Genomic DNA, 19,297 nt, shown 5'->3' on the forward strand with positions numbered 1-19,297 from the left:
GGCTATGTTGAAGTTAGCCAGAGGCGCCCGATTCGGGGTGCTTTACAGTCTTTTTGTCTGCTGTTTGCTGCTGTTGGCTTCTGCCGTCCGTGCCGACGTCAGTCAGGTGCCTTTTGTCAGTAGTACTTCGGCCAAGCCGAAGATGATGCTGCTGATGTCCAAGGACCATGAGCTGTTCAAAAAAGCCTACTCTGACTACAGCGACCTGAACGGTGATGGCAAGCTCGACACCACCTACGACAACACCATCGAATACGACGGCTACTTCAACAACACCCTCTGCTATCAGTACGGCAGCAACAACGTCTTCTCTGCCACCGGGCAGGCCAGTAATCACCTGTGTTCCGGCCAATGGAGCGGCAACTTCCTCAACTGGGCGACCATGACCCGTATGGATCTGGTGCGCAAGGTGCTTTATGGCGGTAAGCGCTGGGGCACTCTCGGCGGCTACACCATCCTCAAAAGTGCCTGGCTGCCTTCGGATATTCACTCTTTCGTCAAAGTCTATGAGGGTACGGCCTCTGTGCCGGTCAGCAGCGTGACGCCCTTTGATTATCCCAAACTGAGTATGTGTAATAACTCCTACTCCAACCTGACCACCAAGAACTATGTACTGGCGCGCGATAACCCCCGCGGCATGCTGTTGGCACGGGGTAGCTGGCCCTTTTGGGCGACCGATGAAATCTATCAGTGCGGCGTGAATGGCGATGGCATCAGCCCCAGCGGTGATGAGTATCTGGGCGGGATGAACCTGCTGGTGCAGGTGTGTGATGAGATCGACTCGCGCCCTGAAACCGAGTGTAAGACCTACACCAACCCGAACTCCAAGCGTAAGCCTGTGGGCCTGCTGCAAAACTACGGTGAAACCGATCAGATCGACTTTGGCCTGATCACCGGGACCTACTATCGTAATGACCAGGGTGGGGCGCTGCGAAAGCAGATCAGCAGTTTTATGGGCGCCGAGCGTGAAGTGAACCCGTCCAACGGTGACTTCCTATACCCCGAGCACAGTATTATCAAGGTCATCGATAGCCTGCAGATTGTGCGCTATTCCGGTCCCGGCGATACGCAGGATACCTATTTCCGCTATATCGGTTGTGGTGTGGATGACCCGGTCTCCAGCTGTGAAAGCTGGGGGAATCCGCTCTCGGAAATGTACGCCGAGGCGTTGCGTTATCTCACCATCAACGCTGAAACCAAACGTACGCCCACCTCGAATTTCCTTTCCGGTACCCATGATGAAGACGTGCTGGATATGGACGGCTGGTTTGGCGATGTCGACTGGGGCGAAAACCCCTGGGGTGAAGATGCCAAGTGCTCCAGCTGTACCATCCTGATCCTGTCATCGGGGGAGAACTCCTTTGACATGGATAACCTCAATCTGGCGGATATCCCAAGCCTGACCCTGTCCAAGCTTAAGGGTTATGTGAACAACACCATCAGTACTGCGGAAGGGATCAAGGGTAACACTTTCCTGGTCAGTACCAACGATGGCACCAATGCCAAATGTCAGACCGAGCAGGTCAATTATCTCTATGACGTGCGCGGGATCTGTCCTGACGGTGCGGCTAACGAGGGCGGTTATGCGCTGGCCGGCCTGGCCTATCATGCCTATCACACGGATTTCCATAACAATGATATGGGCATCAAGACCTACGGCGTCGCCCTGTCCGAGGCGCTGCCGGTGTATACCTTCAAAACCACCAGCGGCAACATCACCGTTATTCCGAACTGTACCTCACGCGATGGCGCGGCCTACTGTTCGATGATCGACGTGCGCGTGGCGGAACAGGTGGTGGATGGCAGCGGTAACCTTCGCAAACTGCGCATCATGATCGGTTGGGAAGACTCGCCCTGGGGTTCTGACTACGACATGGACATGATCTCGGAGATGAGCATCTGTGTCGGCTCCGAATGTGGCGATGGCACCGGTGAGGATCAGATCGAGATTACCGCAGGCGTGCCCCTGAAAACTTCTGCAGCACACATGCAGCAGGGTTACACCATCACTGGCTCCAGTGCCGACGGTGTGATCTGGATGGACCCGGTAACAGCCTATAACCAGAACCTGTTTACCAACATGAACCAGATGGAAGTCGACCGTTCCGAGCATTACGACACCCGTAAGTTCTCAGGTTCTTCCTCGAAGAAAATTGAACCTCTGCCGCTGCCGCTGGAGCTGGCGGCCAAGTACGGTGGTGGTGAAAACTCTCTGGACCCGGATGGCGACCCTGACAACTTCTATAAGGTACAGAACTTCAGCGCCCTTGGCCTGAACCTCGACAAGGTGTTCAGCCAGGTTGCCCAGAATACCCACTTTAAAGCGGCGATCACCGGTAGCAGTACAACGCAGTCTGAAGGGGGTCAGGTGTTCTATTCCTCCTTTGATAGCGTGAATTCCTGGAACGGGCACTTCTACGCCTACAAATACGATGCCTACGGCAATCTGGTGAAAAACTGGGATGCCGCGACGCAGCTCAACAATATCGACCCCGACAATCGGGTCATGCTGACCTGGAACGACAACAGTAACAGCGGTGTGCCTTTCCGTCTTGATAACCTGACGGATTGGCAGCAAGCCCAGCTGGAGAAGCGCTGGAACGGCTCTAACACGGCGATCAATCTGACTTATGCGCTGAACTATCTTCGTGGCGTGCATCTGCGTGAGCAGGTCAATGGTGCGGGCAATCCGTTCCGCAGTCGACTGAACCAGCTGGGTGAGCCAACCCGACTGGGTGACATTGTCCATTCTTCAGCGGCCTATACTGGCGATCCGAATTTCTATTACTCCGATACCATGGAAAGTGCGCCGTATTCGGACTTCAAAACCACCTATGAAGGCCGCACGCCGATGGTTTATGTCGGCGCCAATGATGGTGCCTTGCATGGATTTGATGCCAATACCGGCAAGGAAAAACTGGCCTTTGTCCCCAAAGCCGTTTTCCCCTACCTCAACCAGTTGATGGACCCGACCTACGACACAGCGAACAAGCACCGCTATTTTGCCGATGGCAGCCCGACTGTGGTGGACGCCTATGTGAACAATGCCTGGCGTACGATTCTGGTCAGCGGCTTGCGCGCGGGAGCCAAGTCGGTGTTCGCGCTGGATGTAACTAACCCGGCCCAGTTCTCGGAAGCCAATGCCGATAGCCTGGTGCTGTGGGAGTATGACGACAGTAAGGATACCGACCTGCTTAACCGTAATAACAACGGCGACTTTATCTACTCACGACTGGGTTATACCTTCTCCAAGCCCGCCGTAGTGCGACTGAATAATGGTCGCTGGGCGGCAGTCTTTGGTAATGGCTACCAGAGTGATGCGCGCATGGGGGTGTTGTTCATCGTTTACCTGGATGCCATGGCAAACAACACCTGGCAGATTGGTGAGGTAAAACGCATCTACACCAATAACAATTATTCGGATGCCTCAACGGCGGTATCGGATGATGACTACGGCATCTCCAACATCGCGCCGATTGATACGGATGACGATGGCAATGTCGATCTGATTTATGGTGGTGATCTGCAGGGCAATATGTGGCGTTTTGATCTGTCAGACACCAATGCATCCAACTGGAAAGCAGTGAAGGTCTTTCAGGCGACCTATAACAACACCATACAGCCCATTATGGCGCTACCGGAAGTCAGCCTTGCGGCCAAAACCGATGCTAACCCCAACACGTCCTACCTGATTTATTTCGGCACCGGCTCCTACTTCTCTACGGAAGACATCAGCGATGACAGCCTGAGCCAGGTGCAGAGTTTCTACGGCATTAAAGACACGCCGTCAGTGACGCGTAACCTGATGACCAATCCCTATAATCTGACCACCTATTCGATCACCACCCTGTCGAGTGATTACCGGACGGTGAATCAGGATACGGCAACAGGCACGGATGGCTGGCGCGTGAACCTGCCGGTTGGAGAGAAGGTGCCGGAAAAGGCGGTGCTTCGCCGCGGCCAGATCACCTTTACCACGCTGCTGCCCGCGGTGAGCCAGTGTGCGGTCACGGAAACCGGCTGGCTGATGACCCTGGCCGCGCAGACGGGCGGAGCGACGGCGAATGTTTTCGATACGAACGGCGATGGTGTCGTGGATTCTACCGACCTGCTCAACGGCAAAAGTGCGTCGGGCATGAAGCTCGACAGTTCAGCCAGCGCACTTCTGGTCGATAAAAGAGATGGAGAAGGGTCGCAAACCGCTGTCTCGGTGGATCAGAACGGCAACCTGACCCAGACCACGCTGGCCAATGGCGATATCTACCGTCAGAAGCGGGTGAATTGGCAGCACGTTTATCCGGATCCCTGAGATCAGTCATATCCTTCGTCTCAGGGGAAGCCTTAGTGCTTTGTTTGCAGCGGGGTTGTTGATATTCTGATCACTGGTAACGTTATGGCAGAATTGTGAGTTTCTTTTGCGCGCTTTTTATCTCCACTGTCGCGCCTTCACTGAGCCAGTTCTGTCATCAAGGATGCTTTTTTAGCCCGAGGGTCATGACCTTGGGCTTCATGCTTTGTCAGGAAGACATAACGATGAACATGCACGTTACCTGTTCGTCAGCTTATTGTTTCCGGATGTGCAATGCTGTCGGGTTCCCGCAAGGTTGATGCCCTGAAGCCACCGGTAATCGACTGGTCACCGTATTTTACGGAGCATAACCATGTTCGCACGTCGTCTTGGTTGGTGGTTTCTTCTCTTTAGTTGTCTGGCGGTGCTTGGGCTTTCGCGTGCCTGGGCGGATATCAGCCAGACCCCCTTTGTCAGCAGTATTTCCGCCAAACCGAAAATGATGCTGCTGTTGTCCAAGGACCATGAGCTTTTCAAAAAAGCCTATCCGGACTACACCGACCTTGATGGTGACGGTGACCTCGATACCACCTACAAGAACAGCATCGACTACGACGGCTACTTCAACTCCAGCCTTTGCTATACCTATTCTTCCAGCCGCTTTGTGGCCGTCAGTCAGGCGAGTAACCACCTGTGTTCCGGCCAGTGGAGCGGTAACTTCCTGAACTGGGCGACCATGACCCGTATGGATCTGGTGCGTAAGGTGCTTTACGGCGGCAAGCGGCTCTCAACGCAAAGTTCTGAGGGCTACACCATCCTGACCCGCGCCTGGCTGCCCTTCGATACCCATTCTTTTGTTAAGACCTATTCCTCGACCTCTGAAGCCTCTGTCTCCCAGCTGACACCCTACAATCAGAGCGGCATCAGCCTGTGTAGTGACGCCACCGCGAACCAGACCAGCAAAAGTTATGTGCTGTCGCGGGATAACCAGCCGACACTGAAAGTGGCCAAAGGCGTGTGGCCGTTGTGGGCAACCAGTGAAATCTGGCAGTGCGCATGGCGTTGGTATTTCTCCCTCTATGAGCAGCCTGACACCAGTCAGAAACTGGCCGAGCTGAACGTTAACGTTCAGGTCTGTGACAGTGTCGATGTGCGCACCGAAAACCAGTGTAAGACCTACACCAACACCAGCGCGAAAAAGAAACCCATTGGCCTGCTGCAGAACTACGGCGAGACGGACCAGATAGAGTTCGGGCTGATAACGGGAAGCTATTACAGGAATGACAAGGGCGGGGTGCTCAGGAAGCAGGTGAGTAGCTTCATGGGCACCAACAAGGAGGTTAACCCGGCAACGGGGGATTTCCTCTACCCGGATAACAGCATCATCAAGGTCATCGATTCTCTGCAGATCATCGGCTATTCGCCTTGGAGCTACCCGGGTTGCGGCTATGGAAATGGTATTTCCAGTTGTGTGAGCTGGGGTAACCCTCTGTCGGAAATGTACGCTGAGGCCCTGCGTTATCTGACGATTACCTCCAGCACCAAACGCACGCCGACCAGCAGCTTTATGGTGGGAAGCAATGATAACGGTTATCTGGATGTTACCAAGTGGTTTGGGGATATCAGCTGGGGTAATTCACCCTGGGGGAATGATGCTCTCTGTTCCAGCTGTAGCATTCTGGTGCTGTCATCGGGGGAAAACTCCTATGACATGGATAACCTGAACCTTGCGGATATTCCGCAACTGACCCTGACCAAGCTCAAGGATTACGTGAACAACGTGATTTCTCCGGCGGAGAACATCAAGGGCAAGAAGTTTCTGGTCAGCGATAACAACGGCATCGCAGCGCAATGTACCACCCAGACAGTGACGAACCTTTACGATGTGAGGGGGATTTGTCCGGATGGGGCGGGTAATCAGGCAGGCTACGCGCTGGCGGGCTTGGCCTATCATGCGCAGCACACTGACTTTCACGGCGATGGTATCGGTATCAAAACCTATGGCGTTGCACTCTCGGAAAACCTGCCGACGTTCACCTTCAAAACCAGCAGCGGCAACATCACGGTGGTGCCAAACTGTAAGTCGCGTAATGACACCTCCTATTGCTCGATGAACGATATCAAGGTGGCTGAGCACACCACGGACAGTAGCGGTAACCTAAGTCGTGTTCGCCTGCTTATCGGCTGGGAGGATTCGCCCTGGGGTTCTGACTATGACATGGACATGGTCGCCGAGATGATCATCTGTGTCGGCGCGACCTGTAACGATGGCACTGCCGCAGGCCAGATTGAAATTACCGCGGGGATGCCCTTCAAAAACTCGGCGGCCAGCATGCGCCAGGGTTACACGGTGCTGGGCTCCAGCAATGACGGCACCACATGGCTGAGTCAGGTCACGGACTATTCCGTCAACAAATGGACAGATATTAACCTGCTGACGGTGAACCGCAGTTCCGGCTACGTCACCACCCGCTTTACCGGCTCATCGCAAAATCAGATTGCTCCCTTACCACTGCCTATTCAGCTGGCGGCCAAATACGGCGGTGGTGAGAACAGCCTGCGTGCTGACGGTACACCGACCAATTACTACAAGGTGAACAACTTCAGTGAACTGTCGACCAATCTTAATGAGGTCTTCAGTGAAATTTCCCAGAACGTGAACTACAAGGCGTCAGTGACCGGCAGTAGCTCAAACGACTCTGAAGGATCACAGATTTTCTATTCCTCTTTCGATAACGCCAACTCATGGAATGGCCATTTGATGGCATATCACTACGACAGCAGCGGCAATCTGGTGCGTGACTGGGATGCGGCCAGTCAGCTGAATAACCAGACGCCGAATAACCGGGTGTTTATGACCTGGGATAATACCAAGATGACTGGCGTTCCTTTCCGTCAGGCCAATTTAAACGCCTGGCAGCAAGGCCAGCTGACCAAGAGCTGGAACGGCTCAACGACGGCGATTCCACTGGCGGATGCCGTGCAGTATCTGCGCGGAAACCATAATCTCGAGGAAATTAACGGTGTCGATAACATCTACCGTAGCCGTTTGAACAGTGACAATCAGCCCACGCGCTTAGGGGATATTGTGCATTCCAGCGCGGTGTATGTCGGTGCGCCCAATTATTACTACAAGGACAGTATTGAAGGCTCAGCCAACCCGTACTCTACGTTCAAGAGTCAGTATGCTGACCGCACGCCGGTGGTCTATGTGGGCGCTAACGATGGTGCACTGCATGCTTTCAGCGCCAGCTCGGGCACGGAACTGCTGGCCTATGTGCCGAATGCGACTTTCCCCTATCTGAACCAGCTGATGAACCCGGAGTACGACGACTCCAACCTGCACCACTATTTTGTGGATGACACGCCGACGGTGGTGGATGCTTATGTGAACAGCAAATGGCGGACGGTTCTGGCCGGCGGTATGCGTGCCGGTGGTAAAGCTGTTTACGCACTGGATGTGAGTAACCCCAACAATTTCACCGAGACCAATGCCGCGAGTACGGTGATGTGGGAGTTTGATGACAGTGTGGATTCCACGCTGCTTAACATTGGCAATACCAGTGGCTCGCTGGTGCCTGCACGCCTTGGTTATACCTTCTCCAAACCAGCGATCGTACGCCTGAATAATGGCCGCTGGGCTGCCGTCTTTGGCAATGGCTACTACAGCGAAGCGCAAATGGCGGTGCTGTATATCGTCTATCTGGATGCGGCGCGTGACGGGGCCTGGACCACTTCCGATGTGTACCGTATTTACGCCAACAACAGCTACACCGATACCTCGAAAACGGGCCCCAGTGTCGATAACGGTCTTTCCAATATCGCGCCGATCGATACCAACGACGATGGCAGCATTGATCTGATCTACGCCGGTGATCTGCAGGGCAACATGTGGCGCTTTGATCTCTCCGGCACCACGCAAAGCAGCTGGAAAGCTTATAAAGTGTTCCAGGCGACCTACAACGGCACAGTGCAGCCTATAGTGGCGCGGCCTGAAGTGGGCCTGGGGACCATCACCGCGACCCAGACGAATACTTCATACATCGTCTATTTCGGCACCGGCAAATACCACGATACCGATGACATCAGCTCCACCAGCCTTGCGTCGGTGCAGAGCTTCTATGCCATCCGCGATGTGCCATCCGCTAACCGGGATATTCTCTCCAATCCTTACAACCTGTCGGTCTACACCACCACCAGTCTGACCAATGACTATCGTGCCGTGGCGCTGACCTCATCGGGCACGGATGGCTGGCGCCTGAACCTGCCTGCCGGCGAAAAGGTGATTGATGCGGGGATACTTCGTCGCGGTGCGATCACCTTTACGACCATTGAGCCCAATGTCAGTCAGTGTGCGGTGGATGAATTTGGCTGGTTAATGTCACTGGATGCGGAATCGGGTGGGAACAACAGCAACGTTTTTGATACCAATAGTGATGGAGTCATTGATTCGACGGATCAGATTAACGGTCAGAATGCGTCCGGAATTCATCTGGACACCTCCGCAGGCGCCTTGCTTGTGGATAATAGCGCCAAGGCAGGGTCCCAGACCGCGGTGTCGGTTGACGCCGATGGTAACCCGGTGAACACTACCCTTGCCCATGACACGTTATATCGACAGCAGCGAGTTAACTGGCAGCAAGTCTTCCCGCCACAGGAGTAAAGCATGGTCGGCGTAAAAGCAGTACGCAGCCCTTCATCAATGCAACGAGTTCGCGGCTTTACGCTCATCGAGATGATGATCACCGTGGCGATCATCGGTATTTTGGCGGCCTTTGCCTATCCGAGCTACACCCGTTACGTCGAGCGTAGTAACCGGGTGGATGCCCAGGGTGTGATGATGCAGGCCTCAATGGCCTTGCAGCGTCATTACGGTAATGCCTTCACCTATGTGGGTGCCGATGTCAGCAATTTCGATCAGTCGCCGCTGCAGGGCAATGCCAAGTACCTGATTACCTATACTCTGAGTGCAGCCACTCCCCATGAATTTCTGATTACCGCAACCCCACAAGGCATTCAGACCAAAGATGCCTGCGGCACGCTGACCATCGATGAAAACGGTGAAAAAACCGTGTCTAAGTCGACGGTTGATGATTGCTGGTAATTGCCATGAAGCCTGCTGCTTTCCCCCGTCGTAAGCGCCAACAGGGTTTTACCCTGATTGAGCTGGTCGTCACTGTGGCCATTATGGCCATTGTGGCCGCCTGGGGAATTCCGTCCTTTGGCCGCATGATGCTGAGCTATCAGGTCACCTCGGACAGCGAATCGCTGTTTCGCGCATTGGTTTCTGCCCGCACCGCGGCCGTTGACCGCCGTACCTCAGTGCGAGTATGCCCCTCCTCGAATGGCACGACCTGCGGCAGCTCCAGTGAAATCATCAACTTTATCGACCTGAACGGTGATAATCAGGTGAATGCCAACGCTGATATCATTCTGCGTACCCGCTTGAAAAGTTCGGTCAGCTCCAACGATCCGGTAAGCTTCACCCGCTCAGGTACGACTGATGGCGTGAAGACCTACATCATCTGTGATGAAAATGGTTCTGAAGCGATATACCGCGTGGTAAGAGTGGCGCGGGTGGGCAGCGTCAGCCAGAGCACGGCGACCACGACCTCGACCTGTAACTTCGATGCGATGAATGTGAACTAGCGTCCCGAAGAGCGCCATTCAGACAACATAAAAGTCAGATAACAAAAAAAGGCCGGTGATCACCGGCCTTTTTTATCGCGATACCCATGGCAGAGTCTGGCTTACTCGGCCAGTGCCTGCGTTTGTAGCTCGCAAAGCTCACTGATGCCCTTCTCAGCCAGCTCCAGCATTGCATTCAGCTCAGCGCGGCTGTAGGCCTCACCTTCCGCTGTGCCCTGCACCTCAACAAAACCGCCTGTTGCCGTCATAACAACGTTCATATCGGTTTCGGCACTGGAGTCTTCATCGTAATCCAGATCCAGAACAGCCTTCTCTTTGAAAATGCCGACGGACACCGCCGCGATCATCTGCTTGAGCGGGTTCTGTTTAACGCCGTAGGACTTATCCGCCATCATCACCTTGATGGCATCGGCCAGAGCCACACAGGCACCGGTGATTGATGCAGTACGGGTGCCGCCATCGGCCTGAATGACATCGCAGTCGATGTTGATGGTGTTCTCACCCAGCTTGCTCATATCAATGGCTGCGCGCAGGGAGCGGCCAATCAAGCGCTGGATTTCCTGAGTACGGCCAGACTGCTTGCCACGAGCCGCTTCACGGTCGCTGCGTGTGCCGGTTGCACGGGGCAGCATGCCGTATTCGGCAGTAACCCAGCCCTGACCCTGGCCTTTCAGAAAACGTGGTACGCCGCGAGACACGCTGGCGGTACAGATCACTTTGGTATCGCCAAACTCGACCAAAACAGAGCCTTCGGCATGCTTGGTATAATGACGGGTAATTTTCACCTGACGCATCTGATCGACGCGGCGGCCACTGGGACGTTCAAACTCAATACCCAGGTTTTTGAGCTGATCAGAAAAAGAGGAGGACATGCGTGAAATACCTTGTTTTTAGCAGCACGACTCACGGGCACGGTGTACGAGCCCGCCTGGCAGGGTGCTAGAATAGCAGAACATCCCCTCAAATCGCAGTGTTCAAGGACAACCGATGACTCAAAGCATGACAGCCTTCGCCCGTACCGAGACCCAGCAGGACTGGGGGACGCTGGTTTGGGAAATCCGCAGTGTGAACCATCGCTATCTGGAGCCGATTCTGCGTCTGCCGGATAACCTGCGTGAGCTGGAAATGCCTTTGCGGGAAAAACTGCGTAAAACCCTTGCTCGCGGCAAGGTGGAATGCACCCTGCGCTTTCAGCCGGCGGCCGGACAGGATTCCCTTAATGTTAACGAAGCGGCGCTTCAGGCGCTGCTCGATGCCTGTGACCAGGTACAAACCCTGCTCCCCAAGCCGACCAAGCTGAACCCACTGGAATTACTGCAATGGCCTGGCGTACTGCGTGGGGCAGAAGTTGATCAGGCGGATATTGTCACCGAAGCACTGCTGCAATTCAGCGAAGCCCTGACGGAGCTGGTAGAAAATCGCCAGCGTGAAGGGCAGGAACTGGAAGGACTGATCAGCAGCCGTCTGACCCAGATGACCAGCATCGTGGCCCATGTCCGTGAACTCATGCCGACCATTCTTGAGCGTCAGCGCGAACAACTGCTGGAGCGTTTTGCCGATCTGGCGGTGGAGCTTGATCCTGCGCGTCTGGAGCAGGAAATGGTGATTCTGGCCCAGAAAGCCGATGTCGCCGAAGAGCTGGATCGCCTCGATACTCATGTGCAGGAAGTGAAGCGTGTCCTTCGTCAGAATGGCTCCATTGGCCGCCGCCTGGATTTTCTGATGCAGGAGCTGAACCGCGAAGCCAACACTCTCTCGTCAAAGTCCATCGTCGCTGAAACCACACAACAGGCGGTAGAACTGAAAGTGCTTATCGAACAGATGCGCGAGCAGATCCAGAACATCGAGTAAGTTTTCCCGCTGAACCGAAGTCGCAGGAGTTAAGGCGCTAGCTCGATGCTTCTGCCTGCTCTTGCTGGCGATACTCGCTCGGGGTCATTCCAGTGAGGCGTGAAAACTCGCGGTTAAAGTTGGACTTGGTTTGAAAACCGCAGTTCATGGAGATCTGGGTAACGGTGTCCTGAGTTGTGACCAGCGCTCGCTTGGCATGTTCAATGCGGTAGCCGTTAATCAGCCTGGAAATATTGAGCTGATGTACCTGATTGACTGCGATTGAGATCTGCTTGGCGGGAATGCCTAGCTTCCTGCTGAGTCTGGAGAGGGTCAGTTCCGGATCCAGGTAGAGGTTGTCCTGACGAATTCGGGCATCCAGTAACGCCGTAATTTCCTGCGCTCGTCGCTCCGTCATGGCGATAGTTGTCGCGGGCTCCTCTTCTATCGCTGCTGGTTTCGGCTCGTCGTGTTGGTCATGAATCGGCGTGTTAATGCCGACAATGACGACCGCGACGGACAAGACCGGGAGCAGAATCACATGGGCTGTTGTCAGGATATAAACCGATAATTTTCCCTGATTAAACATAAAGTCCAAAGAGATCAGCGAGTCGACGGCGGCAGAAAAAACCAGCATCGCGCCTGCAAAAAGTGCGGCCTTTCTGACACCTTCCCAATGTTCCAGTGAAACATTCATCAGCACGTTGTCCTGGCGGTAAATACGCAACAGGGCAACGCCGTAAACCACATACATCAGGGTGAGGGCTTCATCAATTGGCAGCGCCAGCCAGGGCTGAGAGAGAGTGCTGAACGTCACATAGCCCGGCATGATCCAGTGTTTTACGGAAAGGTGGCTCTGCTCCCGGCTGGCTGAGGCAAAAAAATACCAGGCCGCCAGAGGGATAAAGGCCGCCAGAATCGGCTGCAGGAGGCTGAACAGTTTAAGTTCCAGCGTCCATCGCAGGCCAACGACTGCCGTTGTTACTGCGCAAAGTCCTAAAAAGAGACTGGCCCCGGTGGCTTGTTGTTGCAGACGGGCATACAGCGTGATGGCCAGTAAGCCCAGCAGCAGTGAAACAACAAAAGGCACGGGAATCGCCAGCATGGGTGCTCCTGTCGGTTGAAAGAGGTCGCCTGAAAGTGCGAGCTCTGAGCTCAGAGAAACGAAAAAATAGACTAATACCCATTTTGAGGCGACCTAAAACCGGTTTAAGGGCGCTGACGATGGCGTTGATGCGCAAAGTATCGCTGAACACATCTCAGCGAGGCTGGCACTTATGCGTTATTACCTTCTTTCCTGGCAGCGAGGCCTGGACTTTGACGGGCGCTTGTCCCGTAAAGCGTTCTGGTACTACATGCTGGTTCATGTACTGATCACACTGGGCACGATTACGGCGGATATCGCCTGGAGTACCTGGTTTGATCCGCTCTATAGTCTGGCCAGTTTTATTCCCATGCTGTCGGCCATATTCCGGCGCCTGCACGATGCGGGGAAGTCAGGCTATTGGAGTCTGGTCTTTCTGATACCGGCTATCGGGCCGCTCATCCTTATCTACTTGCTGACGCTTTCTACCGATGAAGCGAATAAACAGGGGGTGTTCGCATGAAAGCCTGCCTGATCTTTATGCTCCTTTCTTTTTTCAACCTGCCTGTACCCGGCTGGTCAGCAACGAACTTGCCTGCCGGTGCGCTCGGTATTTTGTCGATTGACAGCATGACCCAGGGCCAGATGCTGTGGCTGAAAGGTCGCGTTGGAGAGGCGAGCTACCAGTACAGGGGCCCGGATAACAGACAATGCACCTTGAATGTGCCGGTGGCGGTGGGCCGTATCGCAGATGCGGATGTGGGTGTCAGCACTGTGCCGGGGCTTCAGATTCTGGTGCTTAGCGCGCAGTTAAGTCAGGCGTTGCTTGCCGGTGAGCGTATAAAAAGCGATGACTGGCACTTCTCCCGAGCGCAGGGGGGCGATAACGTGGACGGCCTGATTCTGCAGGGCATCGCTCCTGATGAGGGCTTTGTTCTCAACTCACGGCGTCGATGGATCTCCTGGCTGAGGGGGGATAACCGAACGCCTGTCTGTCTTTAAAACACTGGGATGATGAAATGGAAACACCGGAGCAGGCGAGGGTGATAACTACACGCGTTGGGCTGTTAAGGCTTGAGGCCAATGAGTCCGGTCTGACGCGCGTCACTTTTGTTGGAACCTGCCAGGATGCGCCTGTTTTATCCGCAACGCAGGGAAGCCATAGGGTGCTGGATCAGGCTGAAGAAGAGCTTTTCGCGTACTTTGCGGGCACATTGCAGTACTTTCGGGTGCCGCTGGCGATGACAGGGACGGCCTTCCAGTTACGTGTCTGGGAGGCGCTCCGGCAGATTCCCTACGGTCATACCTGTAGCTATGGCGACATTGCCCAAGCGCTGGGGAAGCCAGGTGCATCGCGTGCGGTGGGCATGGCCAATAACAAAAACCCGTTGCTGATTATCGTGCCCTGCCATCGGGTCATTGGTCAGAATGGCCAGCTGATAGGTTTTGGTAGTGGCTTGCCACTCAAACAGCAGTTGCTCGCGCTTGAGCAACCTCAGGGCAGGCTGTTCTGAGGCTCGCGATTAGGCTTAGGCTTTTGCTCTGAGGTAAATGGGTCATTGCACGAGGTGTGCGCATTTCGCGTAGCGGAGACAGAGAAGGCCCCCGCTACGTTATTTTCCGAAGGCCAGCACCTCAGGCGGAGGCTTGCAGCATGCTGCCTGTCGGCATTCCCTGCATCGCGCTTTGCAAGGCCAGTTGGGCAGCTGCGGTATCACCCGCAGTGAGTGCATCACCGACTTTGCTCAGGGCTTCTTTCAGCGGATTTTCTTCATCATCATCGCTGCTGTCATTGGCACTCAGTGCTGCCAGTAAGCTATCAAAGGAGGTTTGGGCGGTATCGGTGTCTCCGGAGTCCAGTGCATCCAACAGACTGGTCAGACTGTCGCTGGACTCTGAATCCATCATTGAACCCCCATTGGAGGGTGGCGGTGGTGGCATGCTGCCACCGCCTTGCGGGGAGGCGCTGGCAAAGTCTTCAGAGGCGCTCTGCAGGGCGCTGATATCGCCACTGGCCAAACCTGCCTCAACCTGAGTGAGTAAGGTGCCAATCGGGTCATCACCGTTGGCAGATCCGTTTTGCTGATTCGACTGCAGGTCGTCGTAAGCACTCTGGATAGCATCCAGATCGCCGGAGTCGATAGCATCGGTCAGCGCGCTGAGCTTATCTTCGAAGCCGCCGCTTTGCTGAGTCGAATAGCTGCTTGAAATGCCGTAGCTATATGAGGAACTGGAGACGCCTGAAATACTCATCCTTGTTACTCCCCTGAGTTATGAATAATCGGAGCGCCGCACGTGATAGCCAGGAATCAAGACCGAGACGTTGACGGTACCCGCCGTTTGCTGCGCATCCATCAAGTGTACGGCAGGGAATTTCCGCTTAAGTAAGGGGGAAGTAAAACTACTGTAAATAAAGTGTAAATGCGGGTTCGCTGGAGAAGGCGATCAGGGCTGCCTCTAACGATATTGGTTTCGGCCTTCACGCTTGGCGACATACAGCGCTTCATCGGCTTGACGCAGCAGAGTGTCATCGTCCACCGCGGCGGTAGGGTTCCAGGTGCCAATACCTAGGCTCAGGGTGATGCAGTGAGCACTCTTGCTGCTCTCGTGGGGAATATCGAGTTTACGCACGGCATCAAGCAGGGCTATTACCTGTTGTTCAGCCACTGAACGAGGGCAGTTAGGCAGCAGGCAGGCAAACTCTTCCCCGCCGTAACGGGCGACCAGTGCACCGTTGACCTGAAGATGCTTTTCCAGACAACGCGCTACCTGCTGTAAGGCCGCATCCCCGGCCAAATGGCCATAGGTGTCGTTGTAGGCTTTGAAAAAATCGATATCGATCATCAGCAACTGGAAAAATTCCTCGCGTTCCCGTGACTCCCGCAGCATACGTTTCAGGCGCTGGTCAAAGGCACGTCGATTGGGAATGCCGGTCAAACTGTCCGTTAGCGACTGACGCTCCAGCGCTTCACGTTGGCGCACCACCGTGCTCGCATAGCTGGTGAGAGAATGGGCGATTTCGGCGATTTCATCCTTGCCGTTCAGATCATCATAACCGCGCATGCTGGTGGCTTCTTCGGTGACCAGCAGGTTCAAACGCTTCAGGCGACGAACAATGCGCCGCTGGATCAGGTAGGTAATGCCGAGCACCAGCAGCAGAATCGCGATGGATATGATGCCCACCAGGCGAATCTGCACACCCACACTTTCAGCGCTTTTCTGGCTTTGTTTGAGAATGTCCTGACTGAAGGCGTAGGTCTGGTATTCCGTCTGGGTCGCATAATCCATCACCAGAGTGCGGACGAAATTGCCTTTGGAGGTGGTGCGCGTCTGCAATCGGCTTTGGTTCATCGACAGTGACAGCAGGCCTTCATCGTCCACCAGCAAGGTTTCCAGCCGCTGCAGATAGGGCATCAGTTGGACGTGCTGCTGCGCTGTTAGCTGCTGTTGCTGTAAGCGAAGGGCGATCAGGCTTTCCCGTATCTGCTGACGTAAACTGAGTTGGGCATCGGTCGAGCGTAGCTCAGTCACCTGAGTCGACAGGCTTGCCAGGCGGGCAAAAAACATAAACCACTGATTAATGGCCGTTTGCTGTGCCTCGCTGTGCGCTAATGTCAGTTGATACTCCTGAACCTGCTGGAAAAGCTCTACCAACAGGTTTTCCTGTTGCAGCAGACTGTGGCGTTGCTCAAGGCGTTGCTCAGTCAGACCATTCAGATTGCTCTGTTCATCTTCAATGATTTGCAGCTGCTGATTAAGTTCCTCGCCAATACCATGGCGCTGGTTGAACTGACGGATCTCGGCAATCTTGTCGGTGATGGCCGAGTGAGCATTATGTCGCTGGGACTGGCTACTGGCGTGGGTCAGGCTTTCGGTGAGGTACGTCAGTTCATTGACCAGACTGAATATCCGCGCGGACTTAATGACTGTCGGAATGGAAGAATGAGTGATGCTGTTGAGAATCTGCTGAACGTCGATCAGCCGTGAGAAGGTGATGCCGGTAACGGTGATAAACAGCAGCATAATGACCAGCAAGCCGCCACCGAGCAGGGTGGTGAGGGTGAAGCGGCGGTTCTTGGCAGGCGCTCGCGCTACCGGGGTCATTGAACACACCTGTTCAGATCAATGGCCAAAAGGATGATCACGAGTGGCGACTTCCTTGTTCGTCCTGAAGGGGCTGCTATGTCTGAAGTGCTGTCCGCTTCAAGCGGTCCGGCAACACGACACTGTGATGAACCCTAGGTATAACGCAAAGCAATAAGTGCTGGGAAGCCTTGCGCGCCTTCAGCGTGTCATTCTCCGCAATCTGCACGTAGTGGAGCGGTTAGCTTAAGACCACTTTGGGAAAATAGAACGACACCACCCAGTTAGGTGCATCCACCACTTCACTGATACGTAAGTCCCCACAGACGGAGCAGAGCATGTAAGCCGTCTCGGCAGGCATGTGCTGGGTTTGGCAGAGCCAGTCGATGCAATGGCGCACTGCGCTCTGGCAGGCCGTCATCAGGTTATTTTCAATACCGGTGAACGCTTCATAACCCTGAACATCCAGATGCCGGGTCACCGGGCCAGAGGTGGAGAAGCGCGGTGTGCGCAGAGGCGTCTGCTTGATCAGCTCCAGTGTCAGCACGACATCCATTGCGCTCTCGATGGCGGTGCCGCAGATTTCGCCATCGCCCTGTGCCGCATGGGTATCGCCGATGGAAAACAGTGCGCCTTCCACCTCCACCGGCAGATACAGCGTCGTTCCGGCGCCGAGGTCGCGAATATCCAGATTACCGCCCACGTGGCGTGGTGGAATAATACTGTGCTTGCCGGGGGCAGCGGGCGCGACACCCAGTGTTCCTGCAAAGGGCTTAAGAGGGACTCGTGCCCAATCGCCCATGGCAACCGGATTCAGGGAGGAATCATAGTGCCAGAGCTGTAGCGCCGGTTCGGCAAAGTCCTCACTGAGCAAACCAAACCCAGGAATATTGGCCGACCAGCCAAAGCCGCTTGGGTGAAACTCCTCCAGATGAATCGCCAGAATATCGCCCGGTGAGGCATCTTCAATCCAGATCGGGCCTGTCACCGGGTTGGCGGTCTCTGCCGGGAGGTGAAGTACATCGTGGGCGGTCGACTCGGCCGTAAAGTAGCCATTGGCGGCATCCCGGCACTGGAGCAGGAGCTGTTGACCCGAATGGGCGCGATGCACCGGCGTGATCCGGTTATCCCAGCCAAAATGACAGTGGCGGTCGTGAATGGTGGGGATGGTAAGGGGTGAATTGCACATAAGCCCTCCTGCTGGTCAGCGGTCCTTGGCGAGACAGTGCCAGAGAATAGGCTGTCTCGTGCTTAAGGCCTTGTAGGGCTGGGGGCGGTGAAAGCAAGGCTCAGGTCAGGCAGCGCCAGTTTTCATAACCTTCGACATTGAAGTCATAAGCGCGGATGGCACGCAGGGTTGCGGCCTGAAAGTCTGCGACCAGCTCGGAGCGCTTGGCGGAGGTTGGATAGGCCAGCACATAGCGGTAGCGTATTTCGGAGACAAAAGGACGCACCACCACCTGATTCGGTTGCCAGATCCGTGCGGCAAAGGGCTCAACGACGGAAATTCCCAAGCCGTGGGCGACCATGGCGTAGCGGGTGTGAGAGGAATGGGTCTTGATGGAATAGCGGGTCTTGATCTGCGCCTTATCGATGGTGGCTTGCTCCATGTCATAGGCACGCGGGCCGATGGGCAGCCAGCCAATCAGGGTTTCCCCTTCCAGATCATCCGGATAGATCAGCGCTTTTTCTGCAAGACGGTGGCCGGGCGGCATCGCGCAAAGCATACCCAGATCCATCAAATGGGTTTGCTCAATACCGGCAATTTCAGGAAATGCCGGGCACAGGGCCATATCGACTTTCATGTCCTGCAGCTTCAGCAGAATTTCAGAGGTATTGCAGCTGGTCACATGAATGGTGACTTTGGGGTCATCACTCACAAACTCTTTCAGCACTTGCGGCAGGAGTGACGTCGACAGTACCGGCGAGCAGGCGACATTGATGTGCTCGGGTGCATCATTGCGGATGTTGTTGGCGACCTGACGTAAACGTTCCAGACCCAGAAAGTTCTCTTCCACTGCCTTATAAAAACGGATGCCTGCATTGGTGGGTTCAAGGCGGCCCTTGGTGCGGGTAAAGAGACGAATGCCAAGATCCGCTTCCAGATCAGAAATCAGGCGGCTGATGGCAGGCTGGGTGATGTTCATCTGTCGTGCAGCACCCACGGTGGTGCCGGTGACCATCAAACAGCGGAAGGCTTCCACCTGACGAAACTGGATCATGACAAGTACCCTTGGAAACGCGTCGACAACGGAATAAGAAATGGTGATCAGTTATCCAGGACTATGCAAGGGTGCTATGTGCAACCGAGCGTCTCAGGTCGCCTTTACAGAAAAGTTTGGCGCTATTGTCACCGCTCGTCG

The 19,297-nt window shown here is 54.9% G+C and carries 14 protein-coding genes; 8 read left to right on the forward strand and 6 right to left on the reverse strand.

Annotated elements, in window-relative coordinates; genetic code table 11:
• Positions 1-4: 4 nt before the first annotated feature.
• The 4 genes from ACKC9G_RS15205 to ACKC9G_RS15220 all read left to right on the forward strand — a co-directional run bounded on the left by ACKC9G_RS15205 (position 5) and on the right by ACKC9G_RS15220 (position 9,937).
• Positions 5-4,309 carry a pilus assembly protein gene (locus ACKC9G_RS15205; RefSeq protein WP_411406893.1) on the forward strand — a complete coding sequence of 1,435 codons (4,305 nt, stop codon included), beginning with the start codon at positions 5-7 and terminating at the stop codon, positions 4,307-4,309.
• A gap of 352 nt (positions 4,310-4,661) precedes the next feature.
• Positions 4,662-8,951, forward strand: a complete 4,290-nt coding sequence (locus ACKC9G_RS15210) for a pilus assembly protein (RefSeq protein WP_411406895.1) — start codon at positions 4,662-4,664, stop codon at positions 8,949-8,951.
• Between the two features lie 3 nt (positions 8,952-8,954).
• The gene (locus ACKC9G_RS15215; protein WP_411406897.1) at positions 8,955-9,392 is read left to right on the forward strand and encodes a type IV pilin protein; all 438 of its coding nucleotides are present in this window, start codon (positions 8,955-8,957) and stop codon (positions 9,390-9,392) included.
• Positions 9,393-9,397: 5 nt separating this feature from the next.
• Positions 9,398-9,937, forward strand: coding sequence for a GspH/FimT family pseudopilin (locus tag ACKC9G_RS15220; RefSeq protein ID WP_411406899.1), 540 nt, complete (start codon positions 9,398-9,400; stop codon positions 9,935-9,937).
• Between the two features lie 101 nt (positions 9,938-10,038).
• Here the strand turns inward: ACKC9G_RS15220 and rph are convergent, their stop codons facing one another.
• Positions 10,039-10,809, reverse strand: coding sequence for a ribonuclease PH (gene rph, locus ACKC9G_RS15225; protein ID WP_411406901.1), 771 nt, complete (start codon positions 10,807-10,809; stop codon positions 10,039-10,041).
• A gap of 115 nt (positions 10,810-10,924) precedes the next feature.
• On the opposite strand from rph, the gene ACKC9G_RS15230 reads away from it, so the two are divergent.
• Positions 10,925-11,788, forward strand: a complete 864-nt coding sequence (locus ACKC9G_RS15230) for a YicC/YloC family endoribonuclease (RefSeq protein WP_411406903.1) — start codon at positions 10,925-10,927, stop codon at positions 11,786-11,788.
• A 37-nt stretch (positions 11,789-11,825) separates the two neighbouring features.
• Here the strand turns inward: ACKC9G_RS15230 and ACKC9G_RS15235 are convergent, their stop codons facing one another.
• Positions 11,826-12,872, reverse strand: coding sequence for a helix-turn-helix domain-containing protein (locus ACKC9G_RS15235; protein WP_411406905.1), 1,047 nt, complete (start codon positions 12,870-12,872; stop codon positions 11,826-11,828).
• Positions 12,873-13,044: 172 nt separating this feature from the next.
• Here ACKC9G_RS15235 and ACKC9G_RS15240 point away from each other — a divergent pair, with 172 nt between their 5' ends.
• From ACKC9G_RS15240 to ACKC9G_RS15250, 3 genes are read left to right on the forward strand one after another with little or no spacing between them, the layout of a single operon-like run.
• Positions 13,045-13,374 carry a DUF805 domain-containing protein gene (locus tag ACKC9G_RS15240; protein ID WP_411406907.1) on the forward strand — a complete coding sequence of 110 codons (330 nt, stop codon included), beginning with the start codon at positions 13,045-13,047 and terminating at the stop codon, positions 13,372-13,374.
• Positions 13,371-13,853, forward strand: a complete 483-nt coding sequence (locus tag ACKC9G_RS15245) for a hypothetical protein (RefSeq protein WP_411406909.1) — start codon at positions 13,371-13,373, stop codon at positions 13,851-13,853. Before ACKC9G_RS15240 ends, ACKC9G_RS15245 begins: the two co-directional genes overlap by 4 nt.
• A 41-nt stretch (positions 13,854-13,894) precedes the next feature.
• Positions 13,895-14,365, forward strand: a complete 471-nt coding sequence (locus ACKC9G_RS15250) for a methylated-DNA--[protein]-cysteine S-methyltransferase (protein ID WP_411406911.1) — start codon at positions 13,895-13,897, stop codon at positions 14,363-14,365.
• A 121-nt stretch (positions 14,366-14,486) separates the two neighbouring features.
• Here the strand turns inward: ACKC9G_RS15250 and ACKC9G_RS15255 are convergent, their stop codons facing one another.
• The 4 genes from ACKC9G_RS15255 to ACKC9G_RS15270 all read right to left on the reverse strand — a co-directional run bounded on the left by ACKC9G_RS15255 (position 14,487) and on the right by ACKC9G_RS15270 (position 19,156).
• Positions 14,487-15,104 carry a hypothetical protein gene (locus ACKC9G_RS15255; RefSeq protein ID WP_411406913.1) on the reverse strand — a complete coding sequence of 206 codons (618 nt, stop codon included), beginning with the start codon at positions 15,102-15,104 and terminating at the stop codon, positions 14,487-14,489.
• A 204-nt stretch (positions 15,105-15,308) separates the two neighbouring features.
• Complete coding sequence (locus tag ACKC9G_RS15260; protein ID WP_411406915.1) at positions 15,309-16,955, reverse strand: diguanylate cyclase domain-containing protein; 1,647 nt, start codon at positions 16,953-16,955, stop codon at positions 15,309-15,311.
• A 220-nt stretch (positions 16,956-17,175) separates the two neighbouring features.
• Positions 17,176-18,123 carry an acetamidase/formamidase family protein gene (locus ACKC9G_RS15265; RefSeq protein WP_411406917.1) on the reverse strand — a complete coding sequence of 316 codons (948 nt, stop codon included), beginning with the start codon at positions 18,121-18,123 and terminating at the stop codon, positions 17,176-17,178.
• A gap of 100 nt (positions 18,124-18,223) precedes the next feature.
• Positions 18,224-19,156 carry a LysR substrate-binding domain-containing protein gene (locus ACKC9G_RS15270; RefSeq protein WP_411406919.1) on the reverse strand — a complete coding sequence of 311 codons (933 nt, stop codon included), beginning with the start codon at positions 19,154-19,156 and terminating at the stop codon, positions 18,224-18,226.
• Between the last annotated feature and the right edge of the window lie 141 nt (positions 19,157-19,297).

This window comes from Pokkaliibacter sp. CJK22405, from assembly GCF_046614695.1.
In the GTDB taxonomy this organism is placed as follows: Bacteria; Pseudomonadota; Gammaproteobacteria; order Pseudomonadales; family Balneatricaceae; genus Pokkaliibacter.

Bases quoted from the DNA above. Each gene is read 5' to 3' on its own strand.
- ACKC9G_RS15205 (WP_411406893.1), top strand. From the start codon at position 5: ATGTTGAAGTTAGCCAGAGGCGCCCGATTCGGGGTGCTTTACAGTCTT.
- ACKC9G_RS15210 (WP_411406895.1), top strand. From the start codon at position 4,662: ATGTTCGCACGTCGTCTTGGTTGGTGGTTTCTTCTCTTTAGTTGTCTG.
- ACKC9G_RS15215 (WP_411406897.1), top strand. From the start codon at position 8,955: ATGGTCGGCGTAAAAGCAGTACGCAGCCCTTCATCAATGCAACGAGTT.
- ACKC9G_RS15220 (WP_411406899.1), top strand. From the start codon at position 9,398: ATGAAGCCTGCTGCTTTCCCCCGTCGTAAGCGCCAACAGGGTTTTACC.
- rph (WP_411406901.1), bottom strand. From the start codon at position 10,809: ATGTCCTCCTCTTTTTCTGATCAGCTCAAAAACCTGGGTATTGAGTTT.
- ACKC9G_RS15230 (WP_411406903.1), top strand. From the start codon at position 10,925: ATGACTCAAAGCATGACAGCCTTCGCCCGTACCGAGACCCAGCAGGAC.
- ACKC9G_RS15235 (WP_411406905.1), bottom strand. From the start codon at position 12,872: ATGCTGGCGATTCCCGTGCCTTTTGTTGTTTCACTGCTGCTGGGCTTA.
- ACKC9G_RS15240 (WP_411406907.1), top strand. From the start codon at position 13,045: ATGCGTTATTACCTTCTTTCCTGGCAGCGAGGCCTGGACTTTGACGGG.
- ACKC9G_RS15245 (WP_411406909.1), top strand. From the start codon at position 13,371: ATGAAAGCCTGCCTGATCTTTATGCTCCTTTCTTTTTTCAACCTGCCT.
- ACKC9G_RS15255 (WP_411406913.1), bottom strand. From the start codon at position 15,104: ATGAGTATTTCAGGCGTCTCCAGTTCCTCATATAGCTACGGCATTTCA.
- ACKC9G_RS15260 (WP_411406915.1), bottom strand. From the start codon at position 16,955: ATGACCCCGGTAGCGCGAGCGCCTGCCAAGAACCGCCGCTTCACCCTC.
- ACKC9G_RS15265 (WP_411406917.1), bottom strand. From the start codon at position 18,123: ATGTGCAATTCACCCCTTACCATCCCCACCATTCACGACCGCCACTGT.
- ACKC9G_RS15270 (WP_411406919.1), bottom strand. From the start codon at position 19,156: ATGATCCAGTTTCGTCAGGTGGAAGCCTTCCGCTGTTTGATGGTCACC.